The sequence below is a fragment of the Pedobacter lithocola genome, from assembly GCF_042650845.1.
In the GTDB taxonomy this organism is placed as follows: domain Bacteria; phylum Bacteroidota; class Bacteroidia; order Sphingobacteriales; family Sphingobacteriaceae; genus Pedobacter; species Pedobacter lithocola.
The window spans coordinates 39970-58367 of record NZ_JBHSBW010000004.1; the positions used below are offsets into that span (position 1 = coordinate 39970).

General features: G+C 35.7%; 15 protein-coding genes. 1 reads left to right on the forward strand and 14 read right to left on the reverse strand.

The window, feature by feature from the left end; all coding sequences use genetic code 11:
* From ACFOWA_RS02105 to ACFOWA_RS02150, 10 genes are all read right to left on the reverse strand, one after another.
* A complete protein-coding gene (locus tag ACFOWA_RS02105) occupies positions 1-774 on the reverse strand; it encodes a DUF3108 domain-containing protein (RefSeq protein WP_378981293.1) in 774 nt (257 codons plus the stop codon).
* Positions 775-864: 90 nt separating this feature from the next.
* Positions 865-1380: a DUF2480 family protein gene (locus ACFOWA_RS02110; protein WP_378981295.1), complete on the reverse strand. Its 516-nt coding sequence runs from the start codon at positions 1378-1380 to the stop codon at positions 865-867.
* A gap of 66 nt (positions 1381-1446) precedes the next feature.
* Positions 1447-3531 (reverse strand): SurA N-terminal domain-containing protein, encoded by a 2085-nt coding sequence (locus tag ACFOWA_RS02115; protein WP_378981297.1) that lies wholly within the window; start codon positions 3529-3531, stop codon positions 1447-1449.
* 130 nt (positions 3532-3661) lie between these two features.
* A complete protein-coding gene (locus tag ACFOWA_RS02120; RefSeq protein ID WP_378981299.1) occupies positions 3662-4204 on the reverse strand; it encodes a hypothetical protein in 543 nt (180 codons plus the stop codon).
* 32 nt (positions 4205-4236) lie between these two features.
* Positions 4237-5547, reverse strand: a complete 1311-nt coding sequence (locus ACFOWA_RS02125) for an OmpP1/FadL family transporter (RefSeq protein WP_378981301.1) — start codon at positions 5545-5547, stop codon at positions 4237-4239.
* Positions 5528-6265: a type III pantothenate kinase gene (locus tag ACFOWA_RS02130; RefSeq protein WP_378981303.1), complete on the reverse strand. Its 738-nt coding sequence runs from the start codon at positions 6263-6265 to the stop codon at positions 5528-5530. Before ACFOWA_RS02130 ends, ACFOWA_RS02125 begins: the two co-directional genes overlap by 20 nt.
* 125 nt (positions 6266-6390) lie before the next feature.
* Positions 6391-7371, reverse strand: coding sequence for a DUF6427 family protein (locus ACFOWA_RS02135; RefSeq protein ID WP_378981305.1), 981 nt, complete (start codon positions 7369-7371; stop codon positions 6391-6393).
* Positions 7372-7641: 270 nt separating this feature from the next.
* The gene (locus tag ACFOWA_RS02140; protein ID WP_378981307.1) at positions 7642-8631 is read right to left on the reverse strand and encodes a glycosyltransferase family protein; all 990 of its coding nucleotides are present in this window, start codon (positions 8629-8631) and stop codon (positions 7642-7644) included.
* Between the two features lie 23 nt (positions 8632-8654).
* Entirely contained in the window at positions 8655-9509 is an 855-nt protein-coding gene (locus ACFOWA_RS02145; protein ID WP_378981309.1) for a UDP-2,3-diacylglucosamine diphosphatase, read from the reverse strand.
* Between the two features lie 363 nt (positions 9510-9872).
* Positions 9873-12368, reverse strand: coding sequence for a YfhO family protein (locus ACFOWA_RS02150; protein WP_378981311.1), 2496 nt, complete (start codon positions 12366-12368; stop codon positions 9873-9875).
* Between the two features lie 197 nt (positions 12369-12565).
* On the opposite strand from ACFOWA_RS02150, the gene ACFOWA_RS02155 reads away from it, so the two are divergent.
* Entirely contained in the window at positions 12566-13075 is a 510-nt protein-coding gene (locus ACFOWA_RS02155; RefSeq protein WP_378981313.1) for a GbsR/MarR family transcriptional regulator, read from the forward strand.
* A gap of 78 nt (positions 13076-13153) precedes the next feature.
* On the opposite strand, the gene ACFOWA_RS02160 is transcribed toward ACFOWA_RS02155, so the two are convergent.
* From ACFOWA_RS02160 to ACFOWA_RS02175, 4 genes are all read right to left on the reverse strand, one after another.
* A complete protein-coding gene (locus tag ACFOWA_RS02160; protein WP_378981315.1) occupies positions 13154-13414 on the reverse strand; it encodes a DUF4834 family protein in 261 nt (86 codons plus the stop codon).
* 87 nt (positions 13415-13501) lie between these two features.
* The gene (locus tag ACFOWA_RS02165; protein ID WP_378981317.1) at positions 13502-13699 is read right to left on the reverse strand and encodes a YwbE family protein; all 198 of its coding nucleotides are present in this window, start codon (positions 13697-13699) and stop codon (positions 13502-13504) included.
* 19 nt (positions 13700-13718) lie between these two features.
* Complete coding sequence (uvrB, locus tag ACFOWA_RS02170; RefSeq protein WP_378981319.1) at positions 13719-15761, reverse strand: excinuclease ABC subunit UvrB; 2043 nt, start codon at positions 15759-15761, stop codon at positions 13719-13721.
* Between the two features lie 258 nt (positions 15762-16019).
* Complete coding sequence (locus ACFOWA_RS02175) at positions 16020-18392, reverse strand: M1 family metallopeptidase (RefSeq protein WP_378981321.1); 2373 nt, start codon at positions 18390-18392, stop codon at positions 16020-16022.
* Between the last annotated feature and the right edge of the window lie 6 nt (positions 18393-18398).

Consider the following 18398-nt stretch of genomic DNA (forward strand, 5'->3'; position numbering starts at 1 on the left):
TTAGTCTTTTGCTAAAGCGTATTTTAAACCTGCAGCCGATGTGAGTTCCATCGTTACCGCACCAACCAATATTTCTACTTGCGCTTTTACCGGAACACGATTTCCATCATCTGTAACCCAAAGATATAAGCGACTATCCTTCTTAAAAATCCTCCCGGGCTTAATAGATGGGCTAAATTTTAAGCAACGAATACTACCTAATTTATTTTTTACAGTTTCCTTACCTACATATTCAATTTCTAAAGCAGATATTTCATCACCCAAAAAATAATTTAATTTGAATTTATCACCAACTTTAAGCTTCGAAATATCTAAACTTCTGGCAAAGTAATAGGCCGAAACTAAGTCGAATGTTTGTGTTGTTGGAGTAGAAAAAGTTCCTCTATTTGAAACCACCTTCTTCCCATCCTGGTTGAAACGGGCTTTATCCTGTCGTTTATAACTTGCTTCGCGAATGTTTTCCTGGTAGAAGTATGGCAATAAATCAGTTTTATCTATATATGAATCGTAATGATCCCTGATTTTGTAAAACACATCAAATGTTCCCGATGTCTGTGCATCAACAGTTAATTTGTACGTTGGCTTATTATCAAATTTTAAATCAGAATTCTGGACTTTAATCATAGCCTCCGCAGCAGTGATAAATCCATACTTTAACCTGTATTTCAATATTTCACCATCTTGAAACACAGCTTCCTTTTTTACGGGCAACTCTTGTGCGGATATAGATAGTGCAAGAAATGTATAAGAGATGATTAATAATAACCTTTTCATTTGCTTAAATGTGTTTCAGTTGTGTTATTTAGCCACATGATAAGGTTGTTTGCAGCTTACCAACAAGATATGCAAAAAGCAAACCAAAATTTAATCTTTTCTTTTATAAACTGGAACGGTAGAACAGGGCTCGCCAAACATAATGCTTTTAACAACGGGTGTAAGCAAATTGGTAATTTCAACATAAGCCGCAACCGGAATGTCAATATCTCCACATCCCTTTACAACAACACGTTCATTAAGGAACGATTCGGTGTTAATTTTTGATAATGCTTTTGAAAACATGACCGCTTCTAAAGTATCTAAGCCGCCAAAAACAACCTCATTAGCAAAAGGCTTTAATTTATTGGCTAAAAGCATATAAGCCCATGTTGGTACAATCGCATCTGCCGAGCAAATGATAGCTACATTTTTACCTTCGTACTGGCTCCAGTCGTGACTTTTAATAAATTCACGGAAATCCTTTTCCCTGAGCATTAAACCATGGAACAGATTATCCTTAATATCGTATAAAACCCTTTCACCCGGATGATAATAATCTTCCAGATTTAAAGTGATTAAACCACTATTGGCAACCTTGTTAACGAAGTTTTCCTGAATTTCCATGGCATTTAGATAAAAAAACCGTTCTAATGTAACATCAGAACGGCTGTAAATTTACGAAATTTCTAATTAATAGAATTTCACGCGATTGTCTTTTATCTTCGCATTATCTTGTAAAGCCTGGAAAGCAGCACCTAAAGAACGCTGACCTAAACTCAACAACATGGTTTCTTTTTGTTTAAACATATTTGCAATCGGAGCAGGACTAGAAAATCCCTCTACCGAAAATACGTAAACACCTCGCTCGCCTTCTACAGGTGTAGAAACTTCGCCTGGTTGAGAACCAAATACAGAACCAACCAATTTATTTTCTTGTGCAACACCAGGTATAATTGGGTTAGCAAACACAATGTTTTGAACTGGAAGAGCCGGTTTACCAACTTTAGCAGCGATTTGGGCTAAGCCGGCTTTACCAGCAGCATCAAATTTTGCTTTAAGCAATTTTGCTTTAGCAGCATTCAGTACCATCGGCTGAATTTCCTTTTTAACAGCATCTAAAGGCAAAGCACCTTTTGGTCTGATGTCGGTAACACGTGCTACAACATAACCATCACCCATCGTGTAAATTTCTGGAAGAACATCACCCTTATCAGCTGCATATGCATCCTGAATTAATTTACGTGGATTATCTAAGCCTGGTGCAAAACCTTGGGTAGCGGTAATTTTATCTGCAACAGCAGTTTTAAGATTTTTAGTTTGAGCAAATTTGGCAAAATCATTTCCTTTAACATCGTTTAAGAAGTTGCTTGCCGCTTTGTAAGCCGAAGCTTGAGTTTTGCTACTTGCTGCTAATGATTTCTCTACATAAGCCAGTTTTGCCACTTTTGATGAACCGATTTGCTTTTCGATTTTCATAATGTGAATACCGAATTGAGATTTAACTGTTTTCAAATCTCCAACACTTCCATCAAATGCTGCATTTTCAAATTCTGGTACCATAGCACCACGAGCGAAAGCAGGCATAGAACCACCTTGATCTTTTGAACCATCAACACTGTAGGTTTTCGCCAATTCAGCGAAACTACCGCCTTTATTAATTAAACCTTTTAACGAATCTGCTAATTTTACGGCTTTATCTTCGCCACCAACTTTGGCTGGGTCAATTAAAATATGACTTACTTTTACTGAATCTGGAGATACACGGGTAGAAACTACTTTTATCACTTTATAAGAATTTCCAGATAATGCAGGTCCGTAATAACTTCCTGCCGGTAAAGAAAACACCGCTGAATCTACTGCAGGGTCTAACTTACCTTTAGTGATATAGGTGAAAGGTACCTTCACATCAGAATTAATGGCTGCAAAAAGCGAATCATTTTTAGCTACTCTAAAATCAGCAGCTAATTTATCAACCTGTGCTTTAACCGCAGCTGAATCTGCCTTGGTTGGCTTAATGCTAAAGGTTACATATTCAAATGAACGTGTTTCTTGAGGGTTATTGAAACGAGATTTATTAGCATCGTAGTATTCCGAATAATCTGCATCAGTTAATTTAACTGAAGCATCCGGAATTGAAGTATAATCCAAACTTACATACTTAAAGTTAGCCAACTTGTTGCGGTTTGTATATTCATCAGTCGCTTCTAAAGAAGTAACATAAACCGAATTACGGATTAAGTTTGAATATTTTTGTTGCAAAGTTTGGTTTTTAACTTCAGTTTGCAACAATGCAGATTGGTTTTGAGCTTGTGGATCTTTCGATTTTAAGAAGCTGTTTAACTGCATACGGTCTAGCTGACCAGTTTGAGGATTGGTAAAGTATTGTTTAATTAGCGGACTAGGATTCTGACCAACTAATAAATCTACCAGTTCATCTTCTGAAACTGTCAAACCTAATCTGTCATATTCTTTATTTAACAAAACGCTGGCTAACTCTGCATTCCACGCTTGATCTACAGCCATCGATTGCATTTGAGCATTTGCACTGCCGCCGTATTGTTGTTTAAACTGATTTAAATTTTGCTCTACTTTTGGTCCGAATTCATCAATACTGATGTCGTTACCATCAACCGAACCAACTGTCTTTTGGTTTTCGGCCCAAAAAGGCTTACCCACGTTAATTGCATCACCTACTAAAAATGCAACAATTGCAAAACCAATAGCAAAGACTAGTATATAGCCTGCACGGTTACGCAAAAATGTCATTAATCCCATATTGTACTTATATTATTTAGTTTTTTTTAAGAGGGCGCAAGATACAAATTTGCCTCAAAAAAGAAAACACAAAATTTTATTTATCAACTGTTTAATTTTTAAGCAAATAGATAAGAAAAATTTTGGTTTTTTATGGCGCAATTTCGTCCTTTAATACGGCTTGCCCACTTGCAGTATTAATTTTGTAAGTACTGAAATCTTGTGGTGCTTCAAAATCTACACCTTCTATGATATTACCATCCGTTGTTTGTACAGTAACTTTTTGTGTAGAATAGAAAAGTTTTTTTGCTTCATCCCAAATTAATTCTTCGGATGAAAAGGTATCGCCTTTAGCGTTTTTTACGATTACGTTTTTTCTGAAAAAGGTTTTCTGTTCCTGGTCTCTTCTGATGGCATAATCGCAAATCAATGTTCCATCAATTACACCGGGCTGGTTAACATTAAAGAAATCAATCTTAACCCCTTTAATCATTTCCTGATAAGTACTGCCATTATCAGCGGTAACTTTATCCATAATCGGTGCATTTCCTTTGGCTTTAACTCTTGCCGAATCGCTGTAAATAATTTCTACGCCAAGCGTTCTATCTCGGTTTAAAGCTATTTTCTGATGGATTGCATTTGCTTTTTTTAAGTCGTCATCCCCACAGGAAACCATAAATAATGATAACCCCAAAATCAGACAGTAAAAAAATGCCTTGCGCATAATTAATCTACTCTATACCTACGGAACCACGTATCGTTCAATGTAAAGCCTAAGTGGAAGTTGATGAATTTCTCTTTAACCAGATTGTTGGTTGTTGTACCACGCTGACCCACTTCTGTAGTAAAGTTTATTTTGTAAAACGACAAGCCATTAGCGGATGGAAGAGGGAAACCAAATCCTAAGGATGCACCCATTTGTTTAATATCCTGATTGCCAATTCTGATGTAGGTCTTATCATAATTAACACCTAAACGATAATCTACACGTTTAAAATAACTGTTATATGAGGTAATATCGGGAGTAAACTGACCACCCAAAGATGCACCATAGCTATTTTGCAAGCCTTGGTTGATGTTGTTAATACTAACATTAGACCATTTGCTCATCCTAACATCGGCACCAATTAACCATTTATCGGTTTGCTGTATCGCAATACCAAAGTTGTGAGATAGCGGCAATGTTAAATTAGATTTAGCACTTACTACCGAGCTTAAAGTATCCAAAGCTGTGTTTTCATTACCGTTCGCATCTCTGTTGTAAACCGTTGCAAAGTACGATTGACTTGAATTAATTTTACCAGAACTACTACCTGAATAACCTAAAGTAACAATGGTTTTTGGTGCAATGTTAAAGTTATACTGAATGCCGTAAGAGTAATTTAAGCCGCCAACACTATTTTTATTTTGCAATTTAGAGTTCAATGCACCTGCATCTGCATATTCTGTAGCACGAGTGGTAAGTAAGTTACCAAATATGTATTCAACATTTGCACCAATGCTTAAATGGTCGCCAAAACGATATCCATAACCCATGTAAGCTTTTGATAAACCACCTTCACCTTCATAAAGCTGATCGACCGACATGGTGTCTATTTTAGTTGTATTTTTATAACTGTAACCCAAATCAGAATATGGCAAAATACCAAAACTCAATGCAGAGCGGCGACTAACTGGTACTGCAAACGCAATATGGCTAAAGGTAGAATTGAAACTTGTTTCGCTTAAATCGTTTCTGGTAAGATTATTTAAACCGGCACTCATGCCAATATCAATAGTAGTTAAGGTTACACCAGAATAAGATGCAGGGTTTTGCATATTGATATAATTAAACCCATTAACTTTATTTACAGCTGTAGAGATACCACCCATTGCCCTTAACTGAGGAAGCAATGAACCTTTGATGTTGCCAAGCCCATATCTAGAATATGGAGATGATGTGGTAACCTGTGCCTGAGCACCTAAACCACACACTAAAACGAATATGGCGGCAATATAATTTATTCTTTTGTACATTCTAATCTGCAATAGCTTCATTTAATCCCTTTAATACCAAGTAAGGATCTTTTATTATTTGAGGCGCAAAGATGCTGTTTTGTAATTGCTTAAACAAAAAATTGGCATCACCACCTGTTATAATAACCTTTAAGGCACTTTCATTTATATTATTTAGGGCGATAAACCCTACAATTTCATTTATTATGCCCTGCAATATTCCATTCTTTATGGCCGAATTGGTATCGATGCCTTCAGGGATTTCATTTTCAGGGTTCCAATCTATCAAAGGCAACCGACCTGTAAATTCATGGACCGCTTTAAACCTCATAACTATTCCCGGACTGATGCTTCCTCCAAAGTATTCGCCTTCTGTGTTGAGCAAATCGTAAGTGATACAAGTACCTGCATCAATAACTAAACTGGCACTTGCAGGAAATATTGCATTCGCTCCCAATATTGCTGCCCATCGGTCTAATCCTAAGGTTGATGGCGTTTTGTACTTATTTTTTACACCGTTTTTTGCAAACATTGCTGTAAAACGGTGGTAAATTGTTTTGTTTTTGAGTAAATCTTCTAATACGCCGATCTCTTCATCAACAGAACTTATTACTGAATTTGCGATATCATATTTTTCAATAAGCGCTAGTAAATCATTGTTAGTAATCTTCTCAAAGCGATTAAAATGAATGAGTTCCTTGCTTTCGAAAACCGCGATTTTTGTAGATGTGTTACCTATATCAATAGTTAAATTATTCATTTACCTTAATAAGAATCGATTAATCCATCTTTAAAAACCATTCTGTTAAGTTCTAAAACTTACCAAGCATGCCACAAAGCTATCAATCTTTAACAAGTTTCTCTACATCATTTTGTTAAAAAAGGTTAAACAAACAGAAAGTACTGAACGGAAATTATGAAGAGCAAGAACAGGGTTTCGTAAAACCAACGCTTTTTCGCAATACTAAAATAATATGCTAACAAAACTGCACCAGGAGGAACGCAAAGTAAAAAATGCCAAGTTCTAAAATCGGGCTTTAAATAAAAACTTGCAGCGGCAACAATAAACATAAAAAATAACATCTGAAAACCCTTTCTGGTACTTATAAAGCTTCGGAAGAAGTTCTCGCGAAGTTGTAACGACGCCAGGATGATGATTAAGGCTACAGGTATTAGAACCAAATAATCGTTATAGTTAATTTTAAATACAGATGGAAATTTGTTCCCCAAAGGTTTCCAAATTTGATAGAATGAACTTAAATTATCTTTCCAATAATAAAATACAGCAAGGAAAAAAAACACAGTTAAAAATCCAATTAAACCTGCAATCCATTCACGCCAATTAAATGATCGAAACAACATTAGAGATAAAAAAATCATTATCAACATGGCCATGAAAGGAAAATAAATCAAGGTTCCGATGGCAATAATCATCCCGATATCAAATACAGTTGTAATGGAATTTAAACTTTTATTTAGCTTCAAAAACTTATCAATCAGCCAAATCAACAAAAAATTACAAAGCAAAGCAGGGCTTAAAACCATAAACGGCATAAACAAACTTGCCCCGGTTATAAACATTAATGCTGGCAAAAAACTTGGTTTGGATAATAGGTTGTGGTTATTGATAATCCGATTGAAAATAAGTGCTTGTGTAAATACTAGAATGCTGGCAAAAAAAACATTTGTTGAAGGAGAAAAGGCCTTATCTAAATCGATATTTATCATTAACCTGGCAAAAGGTTCTAGAAAATCGAAATTCAACTGTGCGGGCATCTCGTAAAAAATAACGATACGCATAAAAAACGTGTACGCCAGTAATAAAAGAAGGTTAATTGGATTTAATTTTCTGAACTGATTAATCATGCCATGTTAAAGATTAGGCAAAGTAAACAAATTATTTTAACTAAAAATACAGGAAGCTGTTAGGATAAATTGGGATTGACGGTATAAATTGAGTTTAGGTTTGCTGGCACAAATACCGATGTACATGATATAGAATATGCATATTCAGCGAAATCTGCAGGAAATCACAATAATTAAGTCTCCGTATTTTTTTAGAAGTTGTAAGCTTGTTTTATATTTAGGTCTGTGAGGACACAGACCGAGAAACAGAAGGGCAAAAAATAAAATCAATTAAACTCTTGCATATTTTTTTACCATATCATCAATAATTTTAGCCGTTTCATCTGGAAAATTAAATTGATGCTCTTGAGGTTTTGCTACCCAATCTTTAATAATCGGCAACCAGTTTTTGGTGCTTCCCCAAATTACCGGCAGCCCAAATTGCTTTAATGCAAAGGCGTTACATTGTTGCTCAAATTGAAACCGCATTGGCGCTACCAAAAGCTTCTTGCCTAAGTATAGTGCTTCCGCAGGTCCTTCAAAACCACCGCCTGTAAATAAACCCTCGCAGCTTGCAAGGCTTTTGTTAAATTTTTCGTTGTTAACAGGCTCAACAAAAACATTTTTTTCTTGGTAGCTATCTTTATTATGTTTAGAAAAGACCTGCCAGTTTACATTTGGTATTTGAGTAAGCAATTTCACCAATCTTATATCATCAACTGCGGGCAAATAAACAGTATAATGTCCGAGATTTTTACTTTCTAAAGCACGAATTTCTGAACGGATAACAGGTGTATAAATAAAATCGTCGTACCTATCGAAATGAAAACCTATGTGATATTTGGTAGGTGCATAGTGACTAAGGATCACCTTACCCCAATCAATAGTACGTGGACGAGGAACTTTTTTGGATTTAAATGCAGCCTGATGGCTTAATGAAACACACTCTACGCCTTGTAGCTTACAAGCCCATGCACTTACTGGCTCAAAATCGTTTACAATAAGATTGTAATCTTTGAGCTTAAGCTGCATCATATCTTTCCTAAAGCGGAAAAGATTCATGCTTAGCCAGGTTTTAAAATGATCTACCCCACCTTTTTTGCCAAAAATGAAGCTAAAACCATGCAATTGGTATTTTACCGGCTGACTTAATTTTACATCAGCTTGCGTACCACTAACTAAAATATCGAGTTCGCCGTATTGCTGAAGCAAAGGAATTATTTCTCTTGCCCTGCTAATATGACCATTTCCTGTGCCTTGGATTGCGTAAAGTATTTTCATTGCTAAATGCCGAATATCTTAAATTATCGGGCAATTTCATACTTTATATTTTGCAAAAGCAAATTTATATCCAACTTACTTTTCAAATCTTCTGCATCAGAAAGTATTCCTTCATCAATTTCATCCTTCACAAAATCGCGATGTTCGTATTTAAAAATACTCCAGTTCTGCTCATTATATTCTAAAGCCGTTAAACTTTCTACCCAATCACCACTATTTAAATAAGTTACTTTTCCAGTATCAGTAGCAATTTCTCTTTTCTCTGCCTGGTGGATGTGCCCGCAAATCACATATTCATAACCCTTTTCTATTGCAAGCTCAGCTGCAACCTGTTCAAAGCTGTTTATAAACTTAACCGCATCTTTAAATCTTGCTTTTATTTTTTTTGAGAAACTCATTTTCTCCCTACCAAAAGCATTAAGCACCCAATTAACAAAACTATTTATCAAGATTAAAGTATCGTAACCTACAGCACCCATTTTTGCCAACCATTTAGAATGTTGCATGGTAACATCAAAAACATCACCATGAAAAAACCAAGCCTTCTTCCCGTCGATTTCCATGATGAGTTTATTTCCTAAATGAAATGAACCCATTTCCATACCATCAAACTTTCTTAACATTTCATCATGATTACCCGTTAAGTAATGTACCTCCACACCTTCTGAAACAAACTTCATCAACTTACGGATAACTTTCATGTGCGATTCTGGCCAATAGCTTTTACTAAATTGCCAGATATCAATAATATCACCATTTAAAATAAGTGTTTTAGGCTTAATGGTTTTTAAATATTTTAAAAGTTCTTTGGCATGGCAACCATATGTGCCCAAATGTACATCGGATATCACGACTACTTCGACATTTCTTTTATCCATAAACGAGAATTTTAGGGGGAGGAAATTTTAATACCGCTTTAAAAAAGCAGTTTGAGTATAACAAGGCTATTTTACCATTCCTCTTCCTCATCGAGTTTTACCTCAAAAGGGCTAAAGAAATAAAGTACAACGACTAAAAGACAAATCGCAAAGAATGATTCTAACATTACATCTGATTTTATATACAAATGTAAGTTACTGAATATCAAACAAATGTTATCATATTGTTAAATTTAATCATATGATTAATAAGTATTTTCAAATGACACGACATAAAAATACCCACAAGCTGTGCTGCTTGCAGGTATTAAAGGTTTAGCCATAAAATTATGGTGATGGTTAATCCATAAACCAGTTTGATATTTATGCTTTAACAGCTTTCTTTTTTTTGTTTTCAGTATAGAAACCAAATCCTAAACCTAGTACTAATAAAATAGAACCTGCTAATGATATTTTTTCTCCTGTATAATAAGAAGTTGGATGAAATATAAATTCTAATTTATGGTTACCAGCTTCTAACTGAGCAGCACGTAAAACATAATCTGCTCTAAAATAAGGCTTTTCAACACCATCGATATACATTTTCCAGCCTTTGTTATAGTAAATTTCTGAGAAGACAGCGATTACATCTTTGGCTGTAGAGTATTCGTAAGTTAAGTGATCGGGATTGTAGTTTGTTAATTTAATAAACCCTTCTTCTCCGGTACCTAAAATTTTGCTGTTCATTAATCCTTTATAACTTTCATCAACAATAGCTTCCTTTTTTGCATCGAAACTGCTAATGGCTTTCATCTCCTCATCAGAATTTTTTACATACTGAACACTACCAACAAACCAAGCATTGCCTGCGGCAGTTGGGTTACGCTGCATTTTATACGAGCCTGTTTTTTGATCTTGACTGATGATGTATTTGGTATTTAACATATCCAATACATCTTGATTGATGCTTTTTGTGAATTGATTTTGAATCAACTCATCATAACGCTTTAATTTGGCTGCATGGTAACCGCCAATTGTTTTATGGAACGAAGAAGTACTTGCATCTTGAAATGTATTTATCGCCATGTCAAAAACCCTGAAATTTGGATCTTTATCAGCTGCTATAAACGTATCTACATCACGTGGCTGGAAATAATTTTCTAAAGTAGATTTAGTTTCGAAGTTTTTATTGTTCAAGTATCTTCTATCAACCTGCCACATATCTACCAAAATTGCAAGACTTAATAACCCGAATGCAAATTGCATATTCATTTTCTTAGTAATGAATGCCCATACAATTCCAAAGCCTATAAGCACGAAAAGGAAAGAACGAAAAGCATCTGCACGAGCGATAGAAATTCTATCTTCTACTAAACCATTCGCAATTTTTTGAGCGATTGATGCATTATTCTGTAAATATTGAGTTAATGCTTGTACAATTTCTGCATGAGTAGAAGTTTTAAAACTAAAAAACAACGTAGGTATTAAAGCTACTATTAATGCGAAACCACCAACTATGCCGGCAGACCAAGTTAATTTTTTAACCAATTCTTTCTGATCAATAGTTCCTTCTTGTGCTTCTTTTACGGCTAACAATGCCAATACAGGAACAAGCAATCCAATTACAGCAAGGATAGATTCTACTGCTCTAAATTTATTGTACAATGGAAAGTAATCAAAAAATAAATCGCTAACCAAGGGGAAGTTTTTACCTAATGATAATAAGATAAATAATATTGTTGTGGCTAAAATCCACCATTTCAATCGGCTGCGAACAATGAATAAACCAAAAACAAATAGAAAGCAAATTACAGCACCGAAATAATATCCTCCAGAAGTACTAGGTTTTTCTCCCCAATATTCCTGCATATTTAATTGCTGTGCTAAAGATTGAATGGCTTGTATAGTTTGTCCTTGGTCTCCACCAGTAATTTCAGCAACAGCCTTGTACATATTGCTTTCTGGCTTAACCAATTCATCAATACTTGTTTTGCCGCCATATAAACTTGGAATTAAAAAACTAAATGTTTCGCCAACGCCCTGGCTCCATCCATAAGCATATTCTTTAGACATGCCTGCACCTTTCTCTGCATTTGCAGATGTTAAATTAGATTTTCCGCGATTGGTCTCTTTAGCATATTCAGAGGTTGTCCACAATAAACTTGCATTTACCATTACAGATAGCAAAACCGCAACGGCCAAAAAGCCAATTGCTTTGCCCAAAACAGGCAGGGTTTTAGCTTTATATGATTGATAAACTTCTATTCCAACAAAAATTAATATTGCTAAGAATAGGTAATAGGTCATCTGGATGTGGTTGGACCTAATCTCTAGCGCTAAAAATAATGCTGTTAAACTTGCGCCGTACCAATACTTACCTCTAAGTGTTAATATTATGCCTGCAATAATGGGCGCAAAAAAGCCAATTGCTAATGCCTTGTTACTATGCCCGGTAGCAATTAACACGAAATTGTATGATGTAAAAGCAAATGCAATGGCACCTGCTGCAGCCAGCCATGGATTAACTTTTAATACTATAAACAAAAAATACGCCCCTAATAAAAGTAGCATAACCGTACCAACAGGGTTTGGTAATGCCTTAGTAATTAATGCTATACCATAGGTTGCGCCGTTGTATGCGTACTGTACCCAGATTTGGTAAGATGGCATTCCGGCAAACATTTGATTAGTCCATAGTGGGCCTGTACCATCCTTCGCCTTGTAATCCATTATTTCCTTTTGCATTGCTTTTGATTGGATAACATCGCTCTGTGCGGGCGCTTTACCCTGCAAAACAGGACTGAAGTAGGCAAAACAAATGACTACGAAAATTGCAATAATGGCTAGATGGGTGCCATTGTTTTTAAACCAGTTATTCATTAAGGTTTGTTTAAGTTTAAACGAACGTCAAAAATAAAAATTTAAAGGGTATATTAAAGGAATAAATTGAATGCCTTAACATTAAAAAATTGTAAACCCGAAAATAGCGATTTAAATATTCCAAAAATGAATGCTAATTATGGATGAATTAACTTTCAATAATTTTTGAAAGTATAAAAATCCACTTACATTTGTGTATGGAATTAGCTGAAGCAAAATTAAAGTTTATTGAGGCTTGGGGGAAACTAGGCTCGGAATGGGGAATTAACAGAACCATGGCGCAAGTTCATGCTTTGCTATTAATTTCGCCTGAAGCCATTACCACCGAAGACATTATGGAGCAGTTAAGCATATCGAGAGGAAATACAAACATGACCGTTCGAGATTTGATTGGCTGGGGTTTGGTAGAAAAACAGCATAAAGCAGGCGAACGGAAAGAGTATTTCTTTGCAGATAAGGATGTTTGGAATATTGCTCGCCAAGTTGCTAAAGAGCGTAAGAAGCGGGAATTGGAACCGGTTTTAAAAATATTAGCAGAATTAACCTCGGTAACCGGCGATGATAAAGATCCTGAATTTAAAACCTTCCAAAAATCTATAGGAGATATTAATAGATTAGCTAAAAATATCGATAAAACGATGGAGGCTATGATGAAGGCAGAAGAAAACTGGTTTCTAAGTTCGATATTAAAAGTTTTTAAAGGTTAAAAAATCCTGCTGCTTTACATGCAAGTGATAAATTTTAACTAAATCAGTTTTGCCAAATAAAAAAAGTCTTGATTTTCATCAAGACTTAGGTTCTTTAACTTCTTCGTAATCAACAAAATCACCAAGTTTATCTGTTTTACCTTGGTCTGGTTTTGGCGGCATATAATCAATAGAAATTGCACCCTCGGGTTTTCTTTTTGGTTGTTGCGGTTGCCCTGTTGCTTGCTGTTGCATTTTGCTAGCAAGATTATTAAACAACATAGGCAAAATCAATCGGATTAACATTCTGATAATCCAAAGCACCAATATTGCTATAAAAATGAACTTAACTAATCCCATTCTAAATTTAATCTTCTACAAATATAGACGTAGCTATAAATATTTTGTTACTTTTTAAACCTTTAATTGCATTATGATTACAATTTGTTAATCTTCAACAATTTCACAAACTCTTCCAACTTTACCATCATCAAGTCTTACTTTTATCCCTCTGGAGTGAAATGAAGATGAAGTTAATAAATCTTTAACAATACCATAAGTAACATTTCCGCTTCGCTGATCTTTTTTTAAGATAATGCCAACCTCCAAACCAGGATAAATATCATTTCTATTTTGTCCGTCCATATTAAATTAAAACTCCAGATTATTTTCCAAACTTTTCGCTAAACATTTTTTCCAAAGCAAACATTTCATCACGAAGTTTCGCCGCTTGCAAGAAATCCATATCTTTTGCAGCTTTTTGCATTTCTTTCTTAGTGTTATCAATTGCTTTTTGCAATTCACTTTTGCCCATATATTGTACGATAGGGTCTGCAGCGATGCTAATTTCTGCATTTTCGATATACGCTCTAGCCTTATTATCGCTTGCTTTCTGAGAGAAATCTAACACAGAAGTTTGTTCTAAGATCGCTTCGCGAGATTTTCCAACGGTCATTGGGATAATACCATGCTCTAAATTATATGCAATTTGAATATCCCTTCTTCTATTAGTTTCAGAGATGGTTTTTTCCATACTATCTGTAATTCCATCGGCATACATAATAACTCTTCCTTTGTCATTTCTTGCCGCACGACCAATGGTTTGAATTAATGATTTCTCTGAACGCAAGAAACCTTCCTTATCGGCATCTAAAATAGCAACCAAGGTTACCTCAGGTAAATCTAAACCTTCCCGTAGTAAGTTTATACCGATTAATACATCGAATTCACCTAAACGCAAACCCCGAAGGATTTCTACTCTTTCTAAAGTTTTAATTTCAGAGTGTATGTAGCGGGTTTTGATGTTTAGCCTATCCATGTATTTGGTTAATTCTTCAGCCATGCGTTTGGTTAAAGTAGTTACCAAAATACGACCGCCTTGTTTTATCGTGATGTCAATCTCATCCAGTAAATCATCAACCTGGTTTATTGCAGGTCTGATTTCAATTACCGGATCCAACAAACCAGTAGGGCGAATTACTTGCTCTACCACTACACCTTCAGATTTTTCTAATTCATACTCTGCAGGTGTTGCACTTACATATATGGTTTGAGGTGCTAATGCCTCAAATTCTGTGAAATTTAATGGACGGTTGTCTAATGCCGCCGGTAAACGGAAACCATATTCTACTAATGATAACTTACGCGATCTATCGCCACCGTACATTGCCCTGATTTGGGGAACAGTAACATGACTTTCATCAATAACCATTAAATAATCATCAGGAAAATAATCTAACAAGCAGAAAGGGCGCATACCGGGACTACGACCATCAAAGAAACGGGAATAATTTTCAATACCTGAACAATAACCCAATTCCTTCATCATTTCGATGTCGAAGTTTGTACGCTCTTCCAATCGTTTCGCTTCTAGCAAATGTCTATCGCCAATAAGTTGGTTTTTACGAATCTCCAATTCTTCCTGGATGCCCCAAATGGATTGATTGAATCTGTCTTTAGGTGTAACGAAAAGATTGGCAGGATATATCGCCATATCTTCCAGTTTTTCAATTGTTTTACCAGAAACCGGATCGATGGCAGAAAGTTCTTCAATATCATCTCCGAAAAAAGAAACCCTGTAAGCATGATCTAAGTATGCAGGATAAATATCAACTGTATCACCTTTAACCCTAAAAGTTCCGCGTTTAAATTCGGTAGTTGTACGGGCATACATAATCTCTACAAGGCTATGCAAAAATGAGTTTCTAGAAATGCGCAAGCCCACACCAAAACGAAATACCATTCTCGAAAAATCTTCGGGGTTTCCCATACCATAAATACAAGAGATGGATGAAACTACAATAACATCTCTCCTACCACTCATTAAGGCAGAAGTTGTTCGCAAACGCAGTTTTTCTATTTCCTCATTAATGCTTAAATCCTTTTCGATGTATGTGTTGCTAGACGCGATAAATGCTTCTGGTTGATAATAATCGTAATAAGAAACAAAATAGTTTACAGAATTTTCAGGAAAGAAGTTTTTAAACTCACCATAAAGCTGAGCGGCTAACGTTTTATTATGACTTAATATTAGTGTAGGTTTTTGCGTTTGCTCTATAACATTAGCAATTGTAAAAGTTTTTCCAGAACCTGTTACACCTAACAATGTTTGATAATTTTCGTTTGCATTTACGCCATCTACCAGTTGTTTTATGGCTCCAGGCTGGTCTCCAGTTGGTTGATATGCTGATGTGATTTTGAATTTCATTGGTATATCAAATATACGGTTTTAGCCGCAAAGACTAAACAGGCAAAAGTCAGGAAAGTTCATTACTATTTAGCTTTAAATTGATCGACAACGGTCAATAAAGGTGGCAAGATGAATCACAGTAAGTTAGCTTTGACAACTTTTAAAAAGTTGTCAAAGCTGTTGTTTATTAATCGCCAAAATCCGCGAAGCCAAAAAGCAAAGCCTCGCTGATTTTCAACGAGGCCCTGCCAATTAAAATAATAATAAAATCTGAGTCTATTTACCCGCAGCTTTTTGCATTGGATTTACACCAACCGATTGGCCACGAACAGAAGATGCCGCTTTAGCTTTGAAAACTTTAAACTTACTTTCTTTTGCTTTACCACCCCAAGTGTTATTTGAGGTATCGATATCAGCTGTTTCTCTTAACGGGTCAATCAAAATAGATTCTACTTCTTTATCCTTTACATAAAATTTTGAGGTTTTTAATTCATTATGTCTCCATACTTGAGCAGGAATTCTGTCGATGTCTTTTGAACCATCTTTGTAGGTAAATTCAACAATAATCGGCATAACCAATCCGCCTTTATTGCTGAAATTTAATTCATAGAAAAACTTATTTTCATATTTCTGCTGGTCGGCTGCTGGCACAACATCCAATGGCACTGAACCAACAGTTTTTACTGCGGTTGCCGTATCAACAGAAACCAATCCTCTATCGTATTTATAATAGAAATCTTGTGCTGCAGGGGTTTTATCGGTATAAAAACTAATCTTTTTATCTTCACGATTTCTAATTTTAGAAATATCCTGAAAAGCATTAACCGCTGGTTTATCAACCTTAATCATTCTAGATCTAGCTTCGGGAATTGTAGTCGGGAAATCTGCTTTTGCAAACTTAACCGTATCTAAAGCAATATCGCAAGGTTCTGTTCCATAAAACCAACCTCTCCAAAACCAATCTAAATCCTCGCCACTTGCATCTTCCATCGTACGAAACAGATCGGCAGGTTGTGGGTGTTTAAAAGCCCATCTTCTAGAGTATTCTTTAAAGGCATAATCAAAAAGTTCTCTACCCATAATGGTTTCACGAAGGATATTTAAACCTGTTGCGGGTTTTGAATAAGCATTCGGACCAAAACGAGCGATGTTTTCAGAATTTGTCATGATTGGTTCCAACTCATCTTTTGGTAACTTCATGTAATCAACAATTGTATAAGCCGGACCTTTTTTACTTGGGAAAGTATTATCCCAAAGTTCTTCAGTTAAATACTCTACAAATGAGTTTAAGCCTTCATCCATCCATGTCCACTGGCGCTCATCACTATTCACAATCATAGGGAAAAAGTTATGCCCAACCTCGTGAATGATTACGCCAAGCATACCATTTTTAGTGCTTTCGCTATAAGTTCCATCAGCATCAGTACGACCGTAATTGAAACAAATCATTGGGTATTCCATTCCATTTGCAGCTTCTATACTTTGCGCAACCGGATAAGGATAAGGAATTGTATAATCAGAATAGGTTTTGATGGTGTGTGCTACTGCACGAGTAGAAAATTTGCTGTATAGATTGTAAGCTTCTTTTCCGTAAAAACTCATACACATTACGGTATTGTTATTTGCCGCAATTTTTTGTGGCATTGCATCCCAAATAAATTTACGAGAGGCTGTCCATGCAAAATCGCGAACGTTATTTGCCTGAAAAATCCAGGTTTTAGTTCCGGTAGCTTTTTTGCTTTCAGCGGTTTTAGCTTCGGCAAGCGTTTGTATTTCTACTGGTGCGCTTGCAGTTTTTGCAGAATTGTATCTACTTAACTGCGTTGGGTTTAGTACCGCACTATAATTAATACATTCTCCTGTCGAACCCACTAAGTGATCAGCAGGAACTGTCATTTGTACTTTGAAATCGCCAAAAGTAAGTGCAAACTCGCCTCTACCTGTAAATTGATGATTTTGCCAACCTTGAAAATCGCTGTAAACACATAAACGAGGATACCATTGTGCCATAGTAAACAGGTAGTTCCCATCAGCAGGGAAAAACTCGTAACCACCACGACCACCAACAGACATTCTATCGGTAATTTTATAATTCCAATCTATGTTAAAAATATATTTCTGCCCGGTTCTTAATGCTACAGGCAAATCAATCCTCATCATAGTTTTATTAACTGTATAGCTTAACTTTTTACCAGTTGCATCAGTTAATTTTAAAACGTTTATACCAAAACCATTATTTGCTGTAGAACTAAGGTTATCAATGCTTTGAGTAGTTCCAACTGCAGGCATTTTTGTTGCATCCTGATAATTTGCACTCTTATCAGTACTGTGCTCATTTTCATCAAGCTGTAACCAAATGTAAGTTAAGGGATCGGGCGAATTGTTGGTGTAGGTTACGGTTTCGCTTCCTGTTAACAAGAGATTTTTTTCATCAAGTGTACACTTAATATTGTAGTCTGCCCGCTGTTGCCAGTATTTTACACCGGGTGCGCCACTTGCAGTACGCTGTTCATTTGGTGTAGGCAAAATGGTTCCTAACTGTTCAAATTTGTTTCCATGGTTGCTTCCAGGGTTGTTTTGAATGTTCTGAGCCATTGCCAAGCTTCCGGCAAAAGCCATTAAACCTGTTAATGTAAATAGTTTATTCATGTTTAT